At 28.8% G+C, this 20,624-nt stretch carries 22 protein-coding genes and 3 tRNA genes; 5 read left to right on the top strand and 20 right to left on the bottom strand.

Features of this window, described 5'->3' with window-relative positions; genetic code table 11:
- The first annotated feature begins 2 nt into the window (after positions 1-2).
- Positions 3-761, top strand: a complete 759-nt coding sequence (gene pyrF / locus XO10_RS01930) for an orotidine-5'-phosphate decarboxylase (RefSeq protein ID WP_014295889.1) — start codon at positions 3-5, stop codon at positions 759-761.
- Positions 762-773: 12 nt separating this feature from the next.
- On the top strand, positions 774-1,334 hold the full coding sequence (gene pyrE / locus XO10_RS01925; protein ID WP_014295888.1) for an orotate phosphoribosyltransferase: 561 nt from the start codon (positions 774-776) through the stop codon (positions 1,332-1,334).
- 28 nt (positions 1,335-1,362) lie between these two features.
- On the opposite strand, the gene XO10_RS01920 is transcribed toward pyrE, so the two are convergent.
- The 20 genes from XO10_RS01920 to XO10_RS01825 form a co-directional block, all read right to left on the bottom strand.
- Positions 1,363-2,286: a 1-phosphofructokinase family hexose kinase gene (locus XO10_RS01920; protein WP_075780251.1), complete on the bottom strand. Its 924-nt coding sequence runs from the start codon at positions 2,284-2,286 to the stop codon at positions 1,363-1,365.
- A gap of 19 nt (positions 2,287-2,305) precedes the next feature.
- Positions 2,306-3,211, bottom strand: coding sequence for an aldo/keto reductase (locus tag XO10_RS01915; protein WP_175421129.1), 906 nt, complete (start codon positions 3,209-3,211; stop codon positions 2,306-2,308).
- A gap of 59 nt (positions 3,212-3,270) precedes the next feature.
- A complete protein-coding gene (locus tag XO10_RS01910; protein ID WP_014295885.1) occupies positions 3,271-4,404 on the bottom strand; it encodes a glycosyltransferase family 2 protein in 1,134 nt (377 codons plus the stop codon).
- Between the two features lie 2 nt (positions 4,405-4,406).
- The gene (locus XO10_RS01905) at positions 4,407-5,180 is read right to left on the bottom strand and encodes a hypothetical protein (protein WP_014295884.1); all 774 of its coding nucleotides are present in this window, start codon (positions 5,178-5,180) and stop codon (positions 4,407-4,409) included.
- A gap of 22 nt (positions 5,181-5,202) precedes the next feature.
- A complete protein-coding gene (locus XO10_RS01900; protein ID WP_014295883.1) occupies positions 5,203-5,457 on the bottom strand; it encodes a hypothetical protein in 255 nt (84 codons plus the stop codon).
- Positions 5,444-6,862 carry an exodeoxyribonuclease VII large subunit gene (xseA, locus tag XO10_RS01895; RefSeq protein ID WP_175421058.1) on the bottom strand — a complete coding sequence of 473 codons (1,419 nt, stop codon included), beginning with the start codon at positions 6,860-6,862 and terminating at the stop codon, positions 5,444-5,446. Before xseA ends, XO10_RS01900 begins: the two co-directional genes overlap by 14 nt.
- The gene (gene rsmI / locus XO10_RS01890) at positions 6,849-7,538 is read right to left on the bottom strand and encodes a 16S rRNA (cytidine(1402)-2'-O)-methyltransferase (RefSeq protein ID WP_014295881.1); all 690 of its coding nucleotides are present in this window, start codon (positions 7,536-7,538) and stop codon (positions 6,849-6,851) included. Before rsmI ends, xseA begins: the two co-directional genes overlap by 14 nt.
- A 58-nt stretch (positions 7,539-7,596) precedes the next feature.
- Positions 7,597-7,683, bottom strand: a tRNA-Leu gene (locus XO10_RS01885).
- Positions 7,684-7,705: 22 nt separating this feature from the next.
- A complete protein-coding gene (locus tag XO10_RS01880) occupies positions 7,706-8,389 on the bottom strand; it encodes a redox-sensing transcriptional repressor Rex (RefSeq protein WP_014295880.1) in 684 nt (227 codons plus the stop codon).
- 23 nt (positions 8,390-8,412) lie between these two features.
- Positions 8,413-10,893, bottom strand: a complete 2,481-nt coding sequence (leuS, locus tag XO10_RS01875; protein ID WP_014295879.1) for a leucine--tRNA ligase — start codon at positions 10,891-10,893, stop codon at positions 8,413-8,415.
- Positions 10,894-10,965: 72 nt separating this feature from the next.
- Positions 10,966-11,589: a hypothetical protein gene (locus tag XO10_RS01870; RefSeq protein ID WP_014295878.1), complete on the bottom strand. Its 624-nt coding sequence runs from the start codon at positions 11,587-11,589 to the stop codon at positions 10,966-10,968.
- Positions 11,586-12,215: a sigma-70 family RNA polymerase sigma factor gene (locus tag XO10_RS01865; protein WP_014295877.1), complete on the bottom strand. Its 630-nt coding sequence runs from the start codon at positions 12,213-12,215 to the stop codon at positions 11,586-11,588. The genes XO10_RS01870 and XO10_RS01865 overlap by 4 nt, the downstream gene beginning before the upstream one ends.
- A 1-nt stretch (position 12,216) precedes the next feature.
- Entirely contained in the window at positions 12,217-12,963 is a 747-nt protein-coding gene (locus XO10_RS01860) for a class I SAM-dependent methyltransferase (RefSeq protein WP_014295876.1), read from the bottom strand.
- Positions 12,964-13,028: 65 nt separating this feature from the next.
- Positions 13,029-13,106: transfer RNA gene (locus XO10_RS01855), tRNA-Thr, on the bottom strand.
- A 98-nt stretch (positions 13,107-13,204) separates the two neighbouring features.
- Complete coding sequence (pduL, locus tag XO10_RS01850; RefSeq protein WP_014295875.1) at positions 13,205-13,792, bottom strand: phosphate propanoyltransferase; 588 nt, start codon at positions 13,790-13,792, stop codon at positions 13,205-13,207.
- Between the two features lie 18 nt (positions 13,793-13,810).
- Positions 13,811-14,932, bottom strand: a complete 1,122-nt coding sequence (gene yqeH / locus XO10_RS01845) for a ribosome biogenesis GTPase YqeH (RefSeq protein WP_014295874.1) — start codon at positions 14,930-14,932, stop codon at positions 13,811-13,813.
- A 17-nt stretch (positions 14,933-14,949) separates the two neighbouring features.
- Positions 14,950-15,720, bottom strand: coding sequence for a YdcF family protein (locus XO10_RS01840; protein ID WP_175421057.1), 771 nt, complete (start codon positions 15,718-15,720; stop codon positions 14,950-14,952).
- Between the two features lie 27 nt (positions 15,721-15,747).
- A complete protein-coding gene (gene murB / locus XO10_RS01835) occupies positions 15,748-16,656 on the bottom strand; it encodes a UDP-N-acetylmuramate dehydrogenase (RefSeq protein WP_175421056.1) in 909 nt (302 codons plus the stop codon).
- Positions 16,653-17,267: a hypothetical protein gene (locus XO10_RS01830; protein ID WP_014295871.1), complete on the bottom strand. Its 615-nt coding sequence runs from the start codon at positions 17,265-17,267 to the stop codon at positions 16,653-16,655. The genes murB and XO10_RS01830 overlap by 4 nt, the downstream gene beginning before the upstream one ends.
- A 1-nt stretch (position 17,268) precedes the next feature.
- Complete coding sequence (locus tag XO10_RS01825) at positions 17,269-18,879, bottom strand: DNA repair protein RecN (protein WP_075780244.1); 1,611 nt, start codon at positions 18,877-18,879, stop codon at positions 17,269-17,271.
- 157 nt (positions 18,880-19,036) lie between these two features.
- Here XO10_RS01825 and XO10_RS01820 point away from each other — a divergent pair, with 157 nt between their 5' ends.
- The 3 genes from XO10_RS01820 to XO10_RS01810 all read left to right on the top strand — a co-directional run bounded on the left by XO10_RS01820 (position 19,037) and on the right by XO10_RS01810 (position 20,603).
- Positions 19,037-19,558 (top strand): DUF402 domain-containing protein, encoded by a 522-nt coding sequence (locus XO10_RS01820; RefSeq protein WP_041638434.1) that lies wholly within the window; start codon positions 19,037-19,039, stop codon positions 19,556-19,558.
- Positions 19,559-19,624: 66 nt separating this feature from the next.
- The gene (locus tag XO10_RS01815) at positions 19,625-20,482 is read left to right on the top strand and encodes a sugar transferase (protein WP_075780243.1); all 858 of its coding nucleotides are present in this window, start codon (positions 19,625-19,627) and stop codon (positions 20,480-20,482) included.
- 46 nt (positions 20,483-20,528) lie between these two features.
- A tRNA-Glu gene (locus tag XO10_RS01810) sits at positions 20,529-20,603 on the top strand.
- Positions 20,604-20,624 lie beyond the last annotated feature (21 nt).

Below are 20,624 nucleotides of genomic sequence, written 5' to 3'. Positions count from 1 at the left end.
AGATGCTTGAAAAATATTTGAAAAGAAGAGAAAGTAAAAAATCCGTTTTGTTTGCGGGATTGGATAGTGATTTTGAAAAAATAGATGGAGATGTTCTGGATTTTAATAAAAAGATTATTGATGAAACTTCTGATATTGTATGTGGTTATAAATTAAATATAGCTTTTTATGAGAAGATGGGACATAAAGGTATTGAAATACTGGAAAAAACAATTGAATATATAAAACAGGATGAGAGTATTCCAATAATTCTCGATGCTAAAAGAAGTGATATAGGAAATACAGCAGCAGCTTATGCATATTATTACTTTAATGTATTAAAAGTTGATTCATTGACGGTAAATCCTCTAATGGGATTTGATACAATGCTTCCATATCTCGAATATCAAAATGCACATCTATTTGCATTGGCATTAACAACAAACAAAGGGGCTTATGATTTTGAAATTCCGGAAAAATTATATTTGAAAATAACAAAGATGATGAATGAAAAGAATAAGGAATATAAAAATAAAATTGGAATTGTAGTGGGAGCTACAAATAGTGAATTTATTGATGAAATAGTTGAAAATTCAGAAGACATGCTTTTTTTAATACCGGGAATCGGAGCACAGCAGGGAAATGTAGAGAAATTATTCAGAAATCTTAAAGGATATAAGAATATTGTAATAAATGTTTCAAGGGGTATTATATTCAATGAAAATCCACGTGAAAAGGCTAAGGAATACAATGAATTAATTTCAAAATACTATAATTTCTAAGGGGGTTAAAAAATGGAAATAATGGAGATATTGAAAAAGACAAATGCAATATTAAATGGACATTTTTTATTATCCTCAGGGTTGCATTCAGATACATATATTCAATGTGCTCAGGCTTTAAAATATCCAGAATATGCAGAGATGCTTGGAAAAGCTTTGTCAGAAAAATTTAATGAGAAACCTGATTATGTTGTTTCTCCTGCGCTTGGAGGATTGATTATTGGATATGAAGTTGCAAGAGGACTTAAAACACCGTTTTTATTTACCGAAAGAAATAAGGAAGGAGTTATGGAGCTTAGAAGAAACTTTTTTATTGAAGAGAATGCAAAGGTTATTATTATAGAGGATGTAATTACAACAGGGAAATCCACATTGGAGGTTGTAAAGGCTCTTGAAAAGTATAAGCCGCAGATTATTGGCATTGGTTGTATTGTAAATAGAAGCAAGAAAAAAGATCTTAATAATATTAAAATTCAATCATTGGTAGAAATTGATGCAAAAACATATGAACCAGACAATTGCCCCTTATGTAAAGAGAATATTCCAGCAGTAAAACCTGGAAGTAGAAAATAATAAAACAGAGGCGATATGCCTCTGTTTTTTATAACATTTCAATTTTTATTTGTGGAAGTAGCTTTAAGACATCTTCTTTTTTGCATAATTCTGTTCCTGGAGTTAATACAGCAGCATTTCCTGCAGCATTTGCCCATCTAAATCCTTCTTCAATTCCTTCGTTTTTTTTCAATATATATCCAGCTAAGAATGAATCACCGGCTCCAACTGCACTTTTTACTTCTAAATCAACAGGATAAGCATACATAGCCATATCCCAATTAGCATAAACACTTCCATATTTTCCCATTGATACAAGTATTTCATCTAAATGATATTTTTCAAGAACATATCGTGCTTCTCTGGCAATTTCATATTTATCATCTTCAGGGACATCTTTTCCCAATAAACGGGATAATTCATGAGTATTCGGCTTAATACAATCTGGTTCAGCATCAAGACCAGCAATTAAATTTTTTCCATCAGCATCAAAGAAAACTTCTGCTCCCCATTGTTTTAATGAAAAGATAAGACCAGTATAATAATCAGGATCAACACCTTTTGGTAAACTTCCTGATATAGCAACAGTATCTCCTTCTCTTACCAGCGATTGTAATATGTCAAAAACTTTTTGAAGTTTTTCTCTTTTAACATGTTCTCCAGGCATACTCATTCTGTATTGAGTTTCTTCTTCAAGGATTATATTCATACGTGTTTCATGGGATATTCTAACTGAAGAATATATTACACCTTCCTGGTCAAGCATTTCTTCTATTTTTCGACCGTTATCCCCACCTAATAATGCAACAGCTACTGAAACACCGCCTAATTCTTTTATTACTCTTGAAACGTCTATTCCCTTTCCTGCTGGATAATCTTTTATTTTTTTTGCTCTTATTGTGTCATCGGGTATAAGCTTGTCAATATAAATATACCTGTCTAAACTTGGATTCATTGTTAATGTAAAAATCATTGTTCTCCCCCCCAATATATTAAGGAACTTTATATCCTAATGAAGCTTCATAAATCATAAACCATTGTTCGCGGGTTAAGGTTATTTCCAGAGCTTCTACAGCATTTTTGATTCTTTCAATTTTCCCACTTCCAACAATTGGTAAAATACCAACAGGATGGTTTAATAACCATGCATATACTATTTTTTCAATTTCTGAAATTCCAAAATCTTTTGCCACTTCTTTTAAAGCTTTTTTGATTCTTTCTCCCCTATCATCATCAGGGTCAAATAATTTACCGCCAGATAATGGAGACCATGCCATTGGATTAATTCTTTTTTCAAGTAAAAAATATATATTTTCATTGAAAAAGTGTTCTAGATTATATGGTGAAATTTCTATTTGATTTGTTATTAAAAGAAAACTTAAACGCGATTGCAAAGTTTTAAACTGTTGTATTGTAAAATTAGAAACACCGAAATATAATACTTTTCCTGATTTTTTTAGTTCATAAAAGGCTTCAGCGATTTCATCTGGATTCATAAACGGATCGGGTCTATGAATTAAAAGTAAATCAAGATAATCGGTATGAAGATTTTTTAAAGATTTTTCTACAGATTCTATTATATGTTCTTTACTCGTGTTATAGTGTTTTACACGCCTATCTGGAAATTTATCCGATTTTCTTATTATTCCACATTTTGAAATAAGTTGCATTTTTTTTCGAATTTCGGGATTTCTTTCTAATAACCTTCCAAATATTTCTTCGCATTCTCCATTTCCATATATATCAGCATGGTCAAATGTGGTAATACCAAGATCCATGACTTTTTCTATAAAATATTCAAACTCTTCAATTGTGTATCCCCAGGTGTTTAATCTCATCATTCCATGTATTATTCTTGAAAGATGTAATCCGCTGTTAGATAAGTTTACAACCATAATCCCCCTCCATATTGATTTTATAATAATATAGGTTATTATTATTATACCATATTAGAGAGTTACTTTACCTCATCTCTATTAACTTTGTACCATATTCTTTCTTTTTTAAATAATGAAATAAATGAATTGAATACAATAATATATTCAAAAATAATCATAAAAGGTATTGTGATTAATGAATTAAAAATAATTCCAGGAAGTTTAATTTTTTTGTTTAAGAAAACAGAGGCTAATAGAGTTCCCCAGATTATTGTAAAGTAGTATAATAAAATATTTTTTGTGAGTAATGGATATTTAAAGGATATAGCAACAGCAAAAATTGGAATAAAAAGCATTATAATAACGAAAGCATTTAATATAAATACATCAAACCTTTTATTAACAGATGCTTTAAAAAATTCTTCTAATCCTCCAATATACCATCTTTTATGTTGAAAAAATAAATCTTTTAAAGAAGTTGCGTATTGAATTTCTGTTTTTGGTTCAATGATAAAAAACTGCGTAATACCTATTTCATTTAATTTTATTGCCATGTGTACGTCATCAACAAGGGTATTTACATCTATTGGCATAATTTTTTTAAGAATATCTTTTTTAATAAATACACCGTTTCCCATAAAAACAGCTTTTGAAAATATATTTGAATATAAAATATTTCTACTAAATTCAAAATAGATTTCCTGATAATCAAAGATTAATTTTTTATGGTAATTATAAGCTTCAAAGTCTACATATATCATTTCTGTATTTTTATTGGCAAAGTATCTTATATGTTTTTCAAGATAATCATCTGGAAGAATAGCATCAGCATCTAAGAATAATATAACATCCCCTGAAGCATATTCAAAGGCCTCATTTAATGATTGTGGTTTTCCCTGTTTTCCCTTTTTTTTAAAAACTTTGAGATTTGAAAATTTGTTTTCTAAATCTTTTAATATTTTATAAGTATTGTCTTTTGAATTGTCATCAATTACAATTATTTCGTAATTTTTATATGAATTCTTTTCAATACTTAGAATACTTTTTTCTATAACCTTTTCTTCGTTATAAGTTGGTATGATTATAGTGATTTTAGGATGTTGTATATCCTTTAAATCTTTCATTTTAAACATTGTTCTATATAAATTTATATATTTACCCAGCAACTGGAACATCATGGATAAAATAAGTGAATATAATATTATTTGCAACATTTTCATCCCTCGTTTAATTGGTTTTTATCAATGAATTTTCTTAATGCCAATCCAATTTTTTCAAGTAAAGAATACATATCTCTATTTTTATTTAATCGTTTTAATATGGTCCAGAATAACCATATGCCTACAATAATACCTATTGAATCGTATATTAAGTCCATCATTGTATCAAATAAGCTTCCTTCCTGAGCTAAACGATAACCGGGATATCCTGCGAAGATTAAATCAGAAGTAAATTCAAATATTTCCCAAATTGTTCCCATGCTTAATGCAACTGAAAAGGTATAAAAGTTGACTTTTAAAATAAGAGTAGGGATTTTTTGTCTTGAAAAAGTTAGTTCAAGAGATAATATCAACGGGAAAATAATTAATGCCAGCCATATTCCTCCCGTTAAATGCAAAATATCATCAAAAGCATCATATTTGTCGTAAAAATCAAGGAAAAGTCCAAAAAAACTATGTAGAGCTATTTGAATTATGGTAAAAGTTTTAATTTCTTCAAAAATAACAAAATTTGTCATCCATTCAAAAGCCCATACAAAATAAACTCCTAATGCGTATATTGTATATCCAATAAAATATGGGAGATTAAAATTGTAAATTGAACCAATGATGGGAATTATATTTATAAGAGAAAAGAATAAGTTAAAATGATGAATTATTTTATAATACTTTTTATTTGGTGAAAATAAAGCTTCTCGTATTTCTGGTTCTTTAAAGAGAAATTTTGAAACTTCATAACTTTCTTTTTTTATATATTCAACTACTTTCAACAGGACGCCTCCTTAATTGAAATCAATCAAAATTTTTTTTAATTTCTTCGAAAGCTTTATCTATTTTTTCTTTTTCTTCTTTTGCAAGAATTAGTTTTTCTCTTGCTATTATAAGAAGGTCAAGACTTTTTTTGTATATTTCCAAAGCATATTCCACATCAAGATCATTGTTATGTTGAAAAGTATATGAAATCATTTCAAGCATAGACAAAATATCTTTAAAGGTCATTTTTTTAATATCACTTTTCTTTAAGGATAAAATTTCATCTATTGTCATTTTTTTCTCCTCCAATATTATTATAATAATTTATACTTTCTATTTTCCCTTTGGCTTCACCATCTTTGAATTTGATTTCTACAGGATCTATTTTTAAATTTTTTATGGTATTGACAATTTCTCCATTTTGAATGACAATTGCACCGTTGCTTAAAAATGCACTAAATGGGCTATTTTGAGTTATTTTGATATATAATTCATCAATGCGTTGAAAGGACATATTTAATTTATTTTCCATATTTTTTTGAATAAGATTTTTTTCATTATTAATTACAGAAGAAAAGTTTATCAGTTTATTATTAATATGATTTGAAATTAAGTTTATAAAATCTAATCTGGAATTAAGTGCTTTCTCATTCATTTCAAAGAATTTGTTTATGTTATTGATTTTATTCGACATTTCCTTTAAGTATTTTTCTTGATTTTTTGTGATGTTATTAAAATAAATGGATAGATTTTCAGATAAGTTTTTTAGCTTAATTTCTGTTGTTGTAAAATTAGAGTTTATTTCATATATAATATTCTGAAATTTTTCATGTAATGTTTGGTGAAAGAACTCAATTTGATTATTAATAGCCCTTGCAACTTCGGTTGGAGTTGAAAATCTTATATATGAAACAAAATCAAGAATTGTGGTATCCTGTTCGTGCCCTATACCAGTAACAATTGGAATTTTGTTATTTGAAAAATAAGCAACTTGTTGAGCCAGATTAAAATCATCAAAATACATTAAATCAGCCTGAGAACCGCCACCTCTTATAATAACTACTAAATCATAATCTATTTTTGATTTTAAAATATTTTTTAAAGCACTTATTATCCCTACAGGAACTTCTACCCCCTGCATGGGTGATGGATAAAGATGGATTAATGGTGGATATTTTGTTTTGTTTATATTTTTTACAAAATCTCCATAACCAGCTGCAGTTTCTGAAGAAATTACAGCTATTTTTTTTATTGGAGGTAACATTTCCAAAGTATTATTTGCTGTTCTTAAAAGCCCTTCCAATTTAAGCTTATTTAAAATGGCTCTTCTACGTTTTTCAAGTTTGGATTCACCTACTGGTGAAAGAGATTTTAAAGTAATAGCAATACTTGAAGATGATGGCCAAAAAGATAATCTTCCAACAATTTTCCAGCTTTTATTTTCTAATTCAGAAACATCTTTTAATTCTAAATTTTCAAGTAAAGTTTTTACATAATAACGTGAAAGGAATATGTTTATTTTGTATGTTTTACCAGTTCCTAAACGCTGAGACACCTCAATAAATAAATCTTTTGAGGTACTTAATTTAGCTCTTGATATATCTCCTATAAAAGTAATAGAATCAGAAAATAATTCAGTTGTTTTTAATTCTGAACTTACCCAATCTATTAAAGAAATTAAATCTTTAAACTGTTTCATTATTGCTATCTCTCCCGGATAAAACTACAGTAATTTCACCACGAACCTTATTTTCAGAAAAATGAGCCAATGCTTCGCTTACCTTTCCTCTAAATAATTCCTGATGTATTTTCGTCATTTCACGAGCTATAAAAATATCCCTATCGCCAATAATTTCCAGAATTTCTTTTAATGTATTGACAAGACGTTGTGGGGATTCGAAAAATACGAAAAGTATATCGATATCCTTTATATTTCTTAAAACTCTTCTTTTATTTTTTCCTCTTGGTAAAAAGCCATAAAACATATATTTAGATCCAGGGAATCCACTTAAAGCAATTGCAGCAGAAGGAGCATTTGGACCCGGAATAATGTCAATTTCTATTCCTTCCTCCCAGCATTTATTAATCAATTGGTATCCCGGATCAGAAATAACAGGCATACCAGCGTCGCTAACAAGAGAACAAATGTTTTTTTGCTTTACAATATCAAGAGCTTTTTTAAGTACTTTGTTTGCATTATATTCGCTAAAAGTAAATAATTCTTTTTTTCCAATTTCAAGACTATTTAGTAATTTTACGGTAACTCTCTTGTCTTCAACGAAAATAACGTCGGATTCTTTTAGAGTTTCAACAGCTCTTAAAGATATATCCTTCAAATTTCCAATTGGTGTTCCAATTATGTATAATTTTCCCATAAATTCACCTCAGTATAAAAAATAATTAATAGAAAAAACCGGCATTTAGCCGGTTTGGTGGTGCCGAGAGCGGGACTTGAACCCGCACGGGCAAAAGCCCATATGATCCTGAGTCATACGCGTCTGCCAGTTCCGCCATCTCGGCACAATTTTATTTTTGAATGACTTTATTGTTCTTCAGTATTATTATTGTTTTCTTCGACAACTTCGTATATTTCTTTATATTGAGAAACAATTTCATAAGTTAATGCCTTTAATGAAACTGTGAAATCAACATTTTCAACAGCAATATTTTCCGGCAATTGTAAAGCTATAGGTGTAAAATTCAAAATTCCCTTTATTCCTGTTTCAACTAACTGATCAGCAACCTTTTGTGCAGTTTTACCAGGAACTGATAATATAGCGATTTCTATATTTTTTTCAGAACAAACTTTTTTTAACTCTTTGATATCATACACAAGAACTCCTGCGGCGATTTGAGTTCCGATTTTTTTCTTATCTTTATCAAAAGCAGCTTTTATAAAGAAACCATTTTGTTCCAAACCGGTATAATTTGCAATAGCTGAACCAAGATTACCTACACCAATGATAGCTACATTCCATCTTCTGTGTAAACCAAGAATATTTTTAATTGACTTCATTAGTTTTGGAATATCGTATCCTACACCGCGTTTTCCAAATTCTCCAAAATAAGATAAGTCTTTTCTTATTTGACTTGCTTTTATTCCAAGTGATTCTGCAAGGTCTTTAGATGATGTTTTTTTTATTCCAGCACTTTCCTTGTTTTCGAGGCATCTATAATATATTGCCAATCTTTTAATTGTTGGTTTAGGTATTTTTGGATTTTTCATAATTACCCCCTGCCTATAAAAATTTATTTATTTTTCACAACGATATTTAATAATTTTCCTTTTACAAGGATAACCTTTTTAATTTCTGCATTTTCTACATATTTTTTAATTTTATCTAATTCAAATGCTTTTTCTTTTATTTCATCTTCGCTTGCAGATGCATCAACAATCATTTTATCTCTAACTTTTCCATTAATCTGGATAACAATTTCAATTTCATCAACTTTTAGAGCTTCTTCATCAACTGTAGGCCACTGTGCATTTAGCACGAAATCTTCATGTCCCATCATTTCCCACAATTCTTCAGCAAGATGTGGCGCAAATGGTGAAATAAGTATAACAAAATCTTCAGATAATTCTTTAAGTAAATCTTTATTCCATTTTTCTTGTGGAACAGAATTTAGATAGGCATTTAATTCGTTAATAAGCTCCATCATACCACTAATTGCTGTGTTGAATTGGAAGTTCTTTTCAATATCATTTGTTATCTTTTTAATCATTTGATGTAATTTTCTTCTTAAATTCTTCTCTTCTTTTGTTGTTAAGTTGATATTATTAATATTGCCATCTTTTGAGAATTCAATGATCTTTGTCATTGAATTCCACACTTTATTCATGAATCTTGCAACACCTTCTAATCCTGCATCATTCCATTCAGCATCTTTTTCAGGAGGACCCATAAATAACATGTATAATCTCAAGGTATCAGCACCGTATTTTTCTATCATTTCATCTGGTGAAACTACATTTCCCTTAGATTTTGACATTTTTGCTCCGTCTTTGTAAATCATACCCTGAGTAAAGAGATTTGAGAATGGTTCTTCAAAATTAACATAACCAAGATCATGAAGAACCTTTGTTATAAATCTTGAGTAAAGCAAATGCAATATAGCGTGTTCTACACCACCAATATATTGATCTACGGGAAGCCAGTAATTTACGTCATCTGAATCGAATGGTTTGTCCTCCATTTTTGGATTAATATATCTCAAATAATACCAGCTACTGTCAACAAATGTATCCATTGTATCAACTTCTCTTCGTGCGGGACCTCCACACTTTGGACATGTTGTATTTATAAAATCTTCGTTTGTTGCCAATGGACTTTTTCCAGTAGGTTCGAATTTTACATCTGTAGGTAATTTTACAGGTAAATCCTTTTCAGGAACAGGAACTGTTCCACATTTTTCACAATACACTACAGGTATAGGTGCTCCCCAGTATCTCTGTCTTGAAATTAACCAGTCTCTTAATTTGTATTGAATACTTTTTTTACCATAACCATTTTCTTCAAGCCACTCTACAATTTTTGTAAGAGCTTCTCTGTTTTTCATTCCATTGAATTTGTCGGAATTAATCATTATTCCATCTTCTGTGAAAGCTTCTTCTAAATCTTCTGCTTTTAATTCTTTATCTTTTGGAGTAATAACAACTCTAATTGGAAGATTGAATTCTTTAGCGAATTCAAAGTCCCTCTGGTCATGAGCTGGGACAGCCATAATAGCACCAGTTCCATATTCAAATAAAATGTAATTAGCAACGTATATAGGGATTTTTTCTCCATTTACAGGATTAACAGCATAACTTCCAGTAAATGCACCATCTTTTTTAGCTCCCTGCGCAATTCTCTTAAATTTATCTTCTTTATTTACTCTATTTAAGAATGATTCTACTTCTTCTTTTTGTTCAGGGGTTGTTAATTCTTCAACGAGTGGTGATTCTGGAGCTAATGCCATAAATGTAACGCCCCATAATGTATCAGGTCTTGTTGTAAATACTTTTAATTCTTTATCTGTTCCGTCGATTTTAAAGTTAACTTCAGCACCAACACTTTTTCCTATCCAGTTTTTCTGCATTACTTTTACATTTTCAGGCCATCCTTCAAGTTTTTCAAGATCATTTAACAATCTTTCAGAGTAATCTGTTATTTTGAAATACCATTGTTCAAGTTTTTTCATTTCAATATCTGTTCCACATCTTTCACATTTCCCATTAACTACCTGTTCATTTGCAAGAACAGTTTTACAGCTTGGACACCAGTTTACAGCTGCATGTTTTTTGTATGCAAGTCCTTTTTCGTATAATTTTAAGAATATCCATTGTGTCCATTTATAATAATCTTCTGTACATGTAGCAATTTCTCTATCCCAATCATAACTTATACCGATTTTTTTAATCTGTTCTCTAATCGTTTCAATATTTTTAAATGTCCATTCTCCAGGATTTACGTTACGTTTTATTGCTGCATTTTCTGCAGGTAATCCAAATGCATCATAACCAAAAGGATGCAAAACATTGTATCCCTGCATTTTTTTATATCTTGCAACAACATCACCTATAACATAATTTTTAACGTGTCCAACATGAATAGTTCCTGAAGGATAAGGGAACATTGTGAGTACATAATATTTTTCTTTTTCATTCCTTTGTTCCGTTTTAAAAACATTTTTATCGGACCATTTTTTTTGCCATTTTTTCTCTATTTGAATATGATCGAATTCCATGATCTTCCCTCCTATTACCCAAGTGATAACTTTCTCATTTATTATACCAGATTTTTTGTGAAATATCAAATTTTATTTACCTCTTATTGTTGGAATATAAAGGTTTAGGTCCTCTGAAATATTATCAAGCTTTGAAGAAGGCATTTTTTTTAATCTGCGTTGGCCAGGTTCTTGAATTAAAAAGTAAACATTATCTGGATTTGCTGTTTGTATTTTGGCGTCATAAGGTATATCAATTGTATATGAGGTTTTTACAGACGGATCTTTAAAAAAATAAAATTTATAAGGATTTAATCCTGGTTTTAGCATTCCCTGAAATATATATTTGCTATTTTTATTTTTAATTCCTATCCAGACTTCTCTTGAGCCGGTAATATATATTTGAAAGTATCCTACATTCTGATCTTCCTGAGCTAGAGTTAGAAGTTTTTCAAGGTCGCTTAGATGTTTTTCAAGGTTTGTTTTATAGTTTATAAATTTTTCAACAACGCCATTAGGAGCAAAATATTTTTCTAATTCTGATAGTTTCAAATTCATTTGTGAAAGTGAGTCAGTTACCTTGGCATTTTGTCTATTGAACATACTTTCCATATAATTTTTGAATTTAGCATATCTAAATTCATTAGAAATTGATAATGTAATAGATATTATTGAAAGCAATATTGCTATGTATAAAAGAATGCGTGTGAACTTCATAATGTCCCTCCATTGGATATGGTATTATTTACATATTTCATTACTCTATTTGCTATTTTTTTGAATTTTTGAATGGTATTATCAACCTTTTTCTTTGGAACGCCAATATTTTGTGAAATTTCATCGTATGAATTATTTTCCAACCACATTTTTACAATATCTTTTTCCAGGTCTTTCATTTGATCTATAGTTCTTTCAAAAATATAATTATATATAGCCGATTGATGAAGATCAACTTCTGAAGGTACTTCAAAGTAATAATCGGAATCTTCAGAATAGTTTTCAAACATTGATTCAATACTTACAGCATCAGAAAGAACTTTATTTTTTTCTCTGTTGAGATATGTAATAAAAGATTTTATTTCAGAAGAAATATTAAGATAAGCAAATGTAGAGAATTTGGTGGTTTTTTCTTCATTATATGAATAGACAGCCTGAATTAATCCAACATAACCAATTTGCATTAAATCTTGAAATTCTGCCCAGGCACCAAAATATTTAGAAGCAATAGATATGATCATTGGCTCGAATTTAGCAATGATCATATTTAATGCTTCATTATCTCCAGCTTGTGCTAATTTAACAAGTGCTTTTTCTCTTAAGGTACGTAATTTATATTTACTCATATTATTTCACAACCATATATAAAAGGTGTTCAGCAGTATCATAAAAACTTTTTGAAAAATGCAATTCTAATTCTAATACGTCAGCCCAATATTTTGAGAAATCTTCATTAAATTCCCAGGTAAATGGCATTATTGAGAAAATATCAACTTTTTTAAATTTTTTGTGTAAAAGATTATATAAGGAATCATAAGTAAAAAGGTTAGATTTAAATGACATTATATTTGAAACCCCCACCTTCGCAGTTTTGAATTTCTCCATTGATTTTATTATACCAAATTCTTTTGAAAAAAAAGCATCGAGGATAAATTTATTTAAATTATCGACAGTTCCAATAAAGATACCGTCTTTTTTTAAAACACGGTATACTTCTGAGATAAATAAGTTTATATCTTCAGAATAGCTTAATACATCTCCCATAGCAATTATAATATCAAATGAGGAATTTTCAAAAGGTAAATTTTCTCCAATTCCTTTAAAAACTTTTAAATTTGTTTTTTTAAATCTTTCTTTAAGCATATTAACCATATTTTCAGCAGGTTCTAAGGCATAAACATCGAAACCGTTATCAAGGAAAATTTTACTCCAAAAACCAGTTCCTGCTCCAATGTCGAGCAATTTTCCATTAGAAATATCTATATTATTAAAAATAATTTTTTCAGAAACAGCATTATGCATTTGCCAGTATGAATCCTCATACATTTCATCATATTCTTTTGCTATTTTGTTGTAATATTCCCATGATTTCATAAATGTTCCTCCAGAGAAAAATAAAAATATAAAATAAAAACCCCGAATTAATCGGGGTGTTACTATGGAGCAGGTGATGGGACTCGAACCCACAACCTCTGCCTTACCAAGGCAGCGCTCTAACCTGTTGAAGCTACACCTGCAAACCCAGTCTATTATACTATAAACTTATAAAATAGTCAAGAGTTTTTCTAAAAAAATAATCTATAAAAATAAAGAAAAGCCGGTTTTACCCGGCTTCTTATAATTCAACTATTTTAACTTCATCTCCTGTTTTTAATAATGCAGCATTTGCTTCATCTGTATCAACATGAAATTCTAAAGCATATTTTGGACTTACCCTTACTAAAACGTCACCAAAAATAAGTTTTCTATCTCCTTTATCAACAATTACATATACAAGGTCTTTATCTTTAACGCCATATTTTTCTGCATCTTCTGGTAACATGTGAATATGTCTTTTTGCAAGAATTAAACCTTTTTTAATTTCAACTGAACCTTTTGGTCCTATTAATTTAATTCCAGGTGTTCCATCTAAGTCTCCTGAATCTCTAACAGGTGCTGTTACTCCTAATTTGAAAGCATCTGTTTGTGAAATTTCAACCTGTGTTTCTTTTCTAACAGGACCTAAAACTCTTACTCTTTCTATTTTTCCTTTAGGGCCTTCAAGAGTAACAACTTCTTCAGCTGCATACTGACCTGGCTGTTTTAAATCTTTAATTGGATGTAATTCATATCCTTCACCGAATAAAATTTCTAAATCTTCTTTTGAAAGATGAACATGTCTGTTTGAAACGCCAACAACAATGCCTGGTTCCTTTACTTTCATTATAATACACCTCCGTATTTAAATAATATTTCCTTTTTTAGGAGAAATTAAAGGTTTTCTTATTACCATTTCTATATTTTTAGGTTTTACTACTTCAATATTCAAAGGACCTCTTCTTACAGATATCCACCCAAGGCCCGGCAATGCCAACTCTTCGTTTTCTTCAATCATCACTATTTCCTTTTCATATTCAATATCTAAAGGATAATTTTTCTCATATGGCGGATATAAAACTTCGCCTATTCTATTTTGCAATAAATCTTCCACGCGTTCTTCTTTGGTTTGATGGAAAGAAATATTTTCAGGTGCAAATATTAAGAATATTGGTTTTAAATCATCATGAGCAGGTGATAATATCTTAAATCTAAATAGTGAACTGATAAATATAACTTTTCCAACGTCGGGTTTAAATGTTTTTCTGCTAATAGTTCTTTTAGGAATCATTTCAACCTGAGTGTATATGTCAAAAAAATCTGTAAATCTATTATTTGTTTCAATTCCAGGTGTATCATATAATTCAATACCATAATCAGGAATTTTTCTCCTTACAACTCCTAAAGTTGTTCCTGGGAATGAACTTGTTGTTATTTTTACATTTGTTATTGTATTAAGTAAAGATGATTTCCCAACATTTGTTGTGCCAACAACAATAGCCTTATTAATATTTTGCCCTTTTAAAATCTTCATCAATCTATTTATACCAAAATTCTTTTTCGCACTTATTAAACGAATATTATCTTTTTTAATATTTAAGTCATTTTTTACTCTTTCTAATACCCAATCCTTTAATTCAGCAAAAGCAACGCTTTTGGGAAGTAGATCAACTTTGTTGATGATTAAGAATACATTTTTATCTTTTACTAATTCAAGTATTTGTTTGTCATAGGTACCTTCAAAATCAATTATATCAATAACCCATAGAACGGTATCGAAATTCTTGATAATCTTTTTTAATTCAGAAAGGAAATTAATATCGATTTTCATAGGCATTAATTCGCCATAATGTTTTAATTTAAAACATCTCTGGCATAATGCTTCTTCTTCATTTGAAAGGAATTTCTCAAAAACATGTTCAGGTAAAAAACCAGGCTTTTGAGGGTCAACAGTTTGTATTTCAACTCCGCAACCGTGACATTTCATATACAATCACCCCATTTTTATTTTGTTATTGAAAAGAAAATTAAACCAAGATATTCATGAAATGCGAGCGCATTAGCATATAATGCAGATATATCAGGTTTAAAATCTATCCATGTAACTTTTCCTCTGGTAACTAAATAGTTCGAAGGAACAGGAACAATTTCAACATTTTTTATATATGTTTTAAAAATTTTATATGAACGTGGTAAATGAATAGCCGATGTAACAAGATATACCTTTTCTAATTTCATATTATCAATTAAGTTTTTTACAAAAATAGCATTTTCTTTTGTTGTCATCGAATCAGGTTCCATAAATATGTCTGATGGTGAAACCCCAAATCTTACAAGATATTCCCTCATTACTAATGCTTCTGGTATATAATCAGTTTCTGGTAAACTTCCACCGCTAATGACTATAGGAAATTTTGTATTTTTATATAATTCATATCCCTTAAAAACCCTTTTGAAAGCCTGATCAGATAATTCTCCTATTTCTTCACCAGGAATGTTTTGAATAGAACCTCCACCGAGAATTACTATTATAGAAGGAATATTTTTATCTATTTTTTCATAGTTAATTGGTGGATATAAATCTTCCAAAGGGCGAGTAATATATCTTGCACTATATGGAATTGATAATAGGTAAATTATAGCCGCGACAATTATAACATATTTTTTGAAATTTTTCTGTTCCTTTGATTTTAATAAAAGGAGAATTACAAGGGCAACAAATAAACCCGGTAATTCAATAAAAGATTGTATAATTTTTCTTAGTATTATTACCATAAAACCCTCCTTTTAGCATTTGAAAAATTATTCCCAGATTTCCGGTTCAACTTTTAAGTCTTTATTATATTTTTCTTTAACAATTTTTTTTACATGATTAATAAGTTGCTGAACATCTTCAAAAGTAGCATTTTCTTTATTTATAATAAAACCTCCGTGTTTTTCGGAAATTTGAGCTCCTCCAATTGAAAATCCTTTTAAATTGAGTTTTTCAATTGTGGTGCCTACATAAAAAGTTGGTTCTGGTCGCTTGAATATGCTTCCTGCACTTGGATATTCTAAAGGTTGTTTACTCCAGCGCTTTTCCAACAAATTAAAAATCTCTTGTTTTATTTTTTCATGAATTCCCTTTTTTAATGCAATTGTTGCCCCTAAAATAATCAGATTATTTTTCTGAAAAATACTTGTTCTATAACCAAACTTACAGCTTGAATTACCTAAAAAAAGTATTTTTTTTGATTTTAGATCATAAACTTCAACAGTTTCGATTATGTTTTTCATTTCTCCACCATACGCACCGGCGTTCATAAATATTGCACCGCCTAAACTTCCGGGAATTCCACATGCAAATTCCATTCCGCTTAAACTGTTTTCCATAGCAATAAAAGACAATCTTGAAAGCGGAATTCCACTTTCAGCAATAATTTTTTCATTTTCAATTTCATATCCAGAAATATATTCAGTACTTATAACAACAAAATCATGAAATTTATCGCTAACAATTAAATTAGCACCACCACCTATTATTTTATACTCTATATTATTTTTATCAAGATAATTCAAAACCTCAATAAAAATATTTTTTGTTTTTGGAGTAACATATAATGCTACTTTTCCCCCAATTCTAAATGTTGTGTGTTTAGACATGGGTTCGTTTATTAAAACATTACAACCCATAAGATATAAATCTTTTGCTATTGTTTCAAGGTTGTTCATTTCAACATCCACTCCAGCATTTCTGATATTTCATCACCTGCTGGATGTTCTTTAACTATAGGTAATAAATCTTTATTTTTCACCAACATTTTTTGTATAGAATCAAGAATTAATGCTTTTTGCTGTTTAGAAATATTTTCAGTATACTTATTGAGTAAATAGTTAATGCTTTTGCTAACAGGAAGTTCAGCCATTGCCATAACAGCCAATTCCTGTATTTCGCCTTCATCGTTTAAATAAGTAGCAAGAATATCAAGATATTTCTCATCTTTTGTTAGTCTTAATAGTGCCTCTATGATTATTGGAAAAGCTCTTTCATCAGAATAAAGTTCGAGCATTCTTTCAAGATATGGGGCTAATTCTTTACATTCTAATTCTGATAAGATGTCTATTAAATATAACATGACTACATCATCAAGATTTTTTTGATTGAATCTTTTTAAAAATTCTTTAAATAAGTATTCTTTTGCTTCAGCACCCATTATATCTATTATATCCATTATTAGTTCATATGTTTCAGCATCACTGTCTTCCATCATATCAATCAATATAGGAATAGCTGTTACCCCTTTTTCCTCGATTATTCTTTGTATAACATCTTCTCTTTTCATATTATTCCACCTCTTTTTCAAATACTATTTCACCATACATTTCTTTTATCTCTTCTATTCTTTCATCTTTGTTTAATTCCTTTAAGTTTGAGAAGGTTATTCCATCCTCTTCGTATTTGTAAATCTTAAAATGTTTATCGGCATAATTGGCAACCTGAGGCATATGTGTTATTACAATTAATTGTTTGTTTTTAGAAAAGTCCTTTAATTTTTTACCTATAATATCAGCCATTCTCTGGCCAACACCAGAATCAATTTCATCAAAAAGCATTGTTTCGACAATATGCATATCTCCAAGCGCCTTTTCTATAGCTAAAACAATCCTTGAGAGTTCACCGCCTGAAGCAATTTTTTCAATAGGTAGTAATGGCGATTGTTTAGTAGTTTTAGCTTTTAATCTTATACTATATGTTCCATATCTTGAAGGTTCTTCTAATTTTGAAAATTCAAACTTAATTTCTGTATGTTCCATATTTAAATTTTTGAGTTCTGTTTTAATGGATTTTTCGATTTTTTTGAGAACTGTTTCACCCTGAATCCTTATTTCTTCGCCAATTTTGAATAGCTCTTTTTTTATTTTATCCATAGTTGGTTTTAATTCGTTTATAAGCTTTTCCAATGAAAGAAGTTCATCTAATTCTTTTTTAAATGAATTATAATGTTCAAAAACATCTTCAAGAGTAGGCCCATATTTTCTTTTTAAATTATTGATTTCACTTAATCTATTTGATATTTCCTCAAATTTTTCCGGGTCACTTTCAATTTCGTATAATTTATTTTCAACTTCACTGTATAATTCGTTTATTAAATCCTGAATTGAAACGGCAATATCGAGTTCTGAAGAATATCCATATTCAGAAATATCAGATAAATCATCAACAACTTCTCCAATTAAAACATCTATGTTTTCTTCTTCATCTTTCAATAAAGCTAATGTTTTCGAAAGTTTATTCTTGATTTCTTCTATATTGCTTAATTTCTTATATTCTTCACGTAATTTTTCATCTTCATCTTCTTCTGGGGAAATGCTTTCTATTTCGTCAATTTGGTATTTTAATATATCAATTTTTCTATAAATTTCAGAAGGATCATCAGGAATTTTACTCATTTTGTTTTTTAAAGTAGTATATTCTTTAAATTTTAAATTATATTTTTCAATAAGAGAATTCAATTCCTTTTTTAGTATATTATATGCCAATAAATTGTGATATGAAGGTGTCCTTAATAATACTTGGGAATCTTGAGTATGAACTTCCATAACATATGAACCAATTTTTTCTAAAAAACTTTTTGGGATAATAGTTCCATTAGCTCTAAAGACAGCTCTTTTTTCGGTGAAATTTACATTTAAAATAATCTCGTCATTTTCTAAATTTAAAAAATCTTCAATTTCTTTTTTTATTTCATCAGAAACAGTAATAAAAGCTGAAATAGATCCATTTTCTCCTCTCAAATTTTTTGGTATATTACCACTTAATAATGATATTAGGGCTTTAATAAACATGGATTTTCCAGCACCAGATTCTCCGGTTATAACATTTAACCCTTCGGAGAAATCAACAGAAATATCTTTAAATAATCCAAAATTTTTTATTGATAATGAATGAATCATATGGCACCTCCAACATCCGTAGATTATTTATATTTTACCTCATTTTCTTTAATTTTAGAAATCATTGTAATGAATTCAAAAATTTGACGATTGTAATCATTTATGTTATAATAAATTTAACCTTAATTTTACTTTAGTTTAAGAGGGAGAGATGAAAATGAAAGATTATATTTTCTATTTAAATGAAAAAAAAGAAACTCTTGTTTCACCTACAAGAAAAGTAGAGGTTAATATTGATGAAATAATGGAATTTGATAATTATTATGGTATAGAAAGAAAGTGGATAACACTTGATAATCATAATTCCATAGAAAAAATTAAAAGATTAGTTATACCTGAAAAATTAATAATGCTTACCACATTTAAAACAGCTTTTAATTCACCTCTTAAAGATTATTTGATTTACATTGACTTCGGTAAATATTCATCAAAAAATAACAGTATTGAATTTATAGATTTAGAATTGGATATTATTATAAAAAGAGATTTGAAATTTGTAATTGATGATATGGATGAATTGATTTTGGAATATAGAAGAAAAAATATCCAGCAATCTGATTTCTTTAATGTATTGGAATATAGCACATTTTTAATAAATCATTTTGAACAACTTGGTGTTTTAAACACATTAAAACAAAATTTATCTGATGAATCTATTGAATGGTTATTAAATATTTAGGATTATTGAAAACTACGGTGAAATATTTATTGAAGCCTATTTAATGTAAATTCAGGAGCGATTAAAATGAAATATCTTGTAATTGGTAAAAAGGAAGATTTTAAAAAAATATTAGATGAAATAACACTAAAAACAAATAATAAAATGCAATTTGGCGGATATTTAAATCCGAATCCGACCTCGTTTAAAGAAAACCTAAAGTATTTTGATAGGATTTTAATTGCCGATCCTTCATTGGAACACTATATAAAAAAAGAGTTAGAAGATGCACAAAAGAATGGTTATATTATAGAAATATTACCTGAAATTGCTGAAAAATATTTACAGAGAATTCCTTTAATTGTATTAAAAAAATTCAAATATTATTATTCTGAATTTTTTATTGAAAAAAGTGAAAATAGATTTCTTGATATAATTATAACTTTATTATTTTTAATTATTGCTTCACCATTATTAATAGTAATATATACCATAAACTATTTTATGTTAGGGAAACCTGTAATATTCAAACAAACTCGAGTTGGGAAAAATGAAAAAAATTTTTTGATGTATAAATTTAGAACAATACACAATAATCATATTAATAAATTCTGTAAGTTTTTAAGAAAAACAAGGCTTGATGAATTGCCACAATTTTTTAATGTATTAAAAGGAAATATGAATTTTATAGGTCCAAGACCGGAAATGATTTCATTTCATGATATGTGCATGGAAAATATAGAATTTTATAATTATCGTCTTTTGGTAAATCCTGGTATTACAGGCTGGGCTCAGGTTAAATTTAAATATACAACAAACCTGGAGGATTATAAAATAAAAACAGAATATGATCTTTATTATGTAAAAAATAAAAGTTTGTTACTCGATATAAAAATATTATTATTAACCTTTTTAGCAATTTTTAAAGATCAAGGTTCTTTATGATATTTACAAATATAAAATTTTATGGTATAATAGGATTGCAATTTATGGCCCCATAGGATAACGGCTAGTCCATCGGATTCTCAGTCCGAGAGTCGGGGTTCGATTCCCCGTGGGGCTGCCATAAAAAACAGCGACGTTTATT

This window comes from Marinitoga sp. 1135, assembly GCF_013363245.1.
Taxonomy (GTDB): Bacteria; Thermotogota; Thermotogae; order Petrotogales; family Petrotogaceae; genus Marinitoga; species Marinitoga piezophila.
The sequence above is the reverse complement of the archived record's forward strand: the minus strand, read 5'-3'. Positions and strand labels throughout refer to the sequence as shown.

Bases quoted from the DNA above. Each gene is read 5' to 3' on its own strand.
- pyrF (WP_014295889.1), top strand. From the start codon at position 3: ATGCTTGAAAAATATTTGAAAAGAAGAGAAAGTAAAAAATCCGTTTTG.
- XO10_RS01830 (WP_014295871.1), bottom strand. From the start codon at position 17,267: ATGAAAAGAGAAGATGTTATACAAAGAATAATCGAGGAAAAAGGGGTA.
- yqeH (WP_014295874.1), bottom strand. From the start codon at position 14,932: ATGAAATGTCACGGTTGCGGAGTTGAAATACAAACTGTTGACCCTCAA.
- XO10_RS01880 (WP_014295880.1), bottom strand. From the start codon at position 8,389: ATGAAAAATCCAAAAATACCTAAACCAACAATTAAAAGATTGGCAATA.
- pduL (WP_014295875.1), bottom strand. From the start codon at position 13,792: ATGAAAGTAAAGGAACCAGGCATTGTTGTTGGCGTTTCAAACAGACAT.
- XO10_RS01865 (WP_014295877.1), bottom strand. From the start codon at position 12,215: ATGAGTAAATATAAATTACGTACCTTAAGAGAAAAAGCACTTGTTAAA.
- xseA (WP_175421058.1), bottom strand. From the start codon at position 6,862: ATGAAACAGTTTAAAGATTTAATTTCTTTAATAGATTGGGTAAGTTCA.
- rsmI (WP_014295881.1), bottom strand. From the start codon at position 7,538: ATGGGAAAATTATACATAATTGGAACACCAATTGGAAATTTGAAGGAT.
- XO10_RS01920 (WP_075780251.1), bottom strand. From the start codon at position 2,286: ATGATTTTTACATTAACAATGAATCCAAGTTTAGACAGGTATATTTAT.
- XO10_RS01870 (WP_014295878.1), bottom strand. From the start codon at position 11,589: ATGAAGTTCACACGCATTCTTTTATACATAGCAATATTGCTTTCAATA.
- XO10_RS01820 (WP_041638434.1), top strand. From the start codon at position 19,037: ATGAAAGATTATATTTTCTATTTAAATGAAAAAAAAGAAACTCTTGTT.
- murB (WP_175421056.1), bottom strand. From the start codon at position 16,656: ATGAACAACCTTGAAACAATAGCAAAAGATTTATATCTTATGGGTTGT.
- XO10_RS01900 (WP_014295883.1), bottom strand. From the start codon at position 5,457: ATGACAATAGATGAAATTTTATCCTTAAAGAAAAGTGATATTAAAAAA.
- XO10_RS01840 (WP_175421057.1), bottom strand. From the start codon at position 15,720: ATGGTAATAATACTAAGAAAAATTATACAATCTTTTATTGAATTACCG.
- XO10_RS01815 (WP_075780243.1), top strand. From the start codon at position 19,625: ATGAAATATCTTGTAATTGGTAAAAAGGAAGATTTTAAAAAAATATTA.
- leuS (WP_014295879.1), bottom strand. From the start codon at position 10,893: ATGGAATTCGATCATATTCAAATAGAGAAAAAATGGCAAAAAAAATGG.
- XO10_RS01910 (WP_014295885.1), bottom strand. From the start codon at position 4,404: ATGTTGCAAATAATATTATATTCACTTATTTTATCCATGATGTTCCAG.
- XO10_RS01860 (WP_014295876.1), bottom strand. From the start codon at position 12,963: ATGAAATCATGGGAATATTACAACAAAATAGCAAAAGAATATGATGAA.
- pyrE (WP_014295888.1), top strand. From the start codon at position 774: ATGGAAATAATGGAGATATTGAAAAAGACAAATGCAATATTAAATGGA.
- XO10_RS01825 (WP_075780244.1), bottom strand. From the start codon at position 18,879: ATGATTCATTCATTATCAATAAAAAATTTTGGATTATTTAAAGATATT.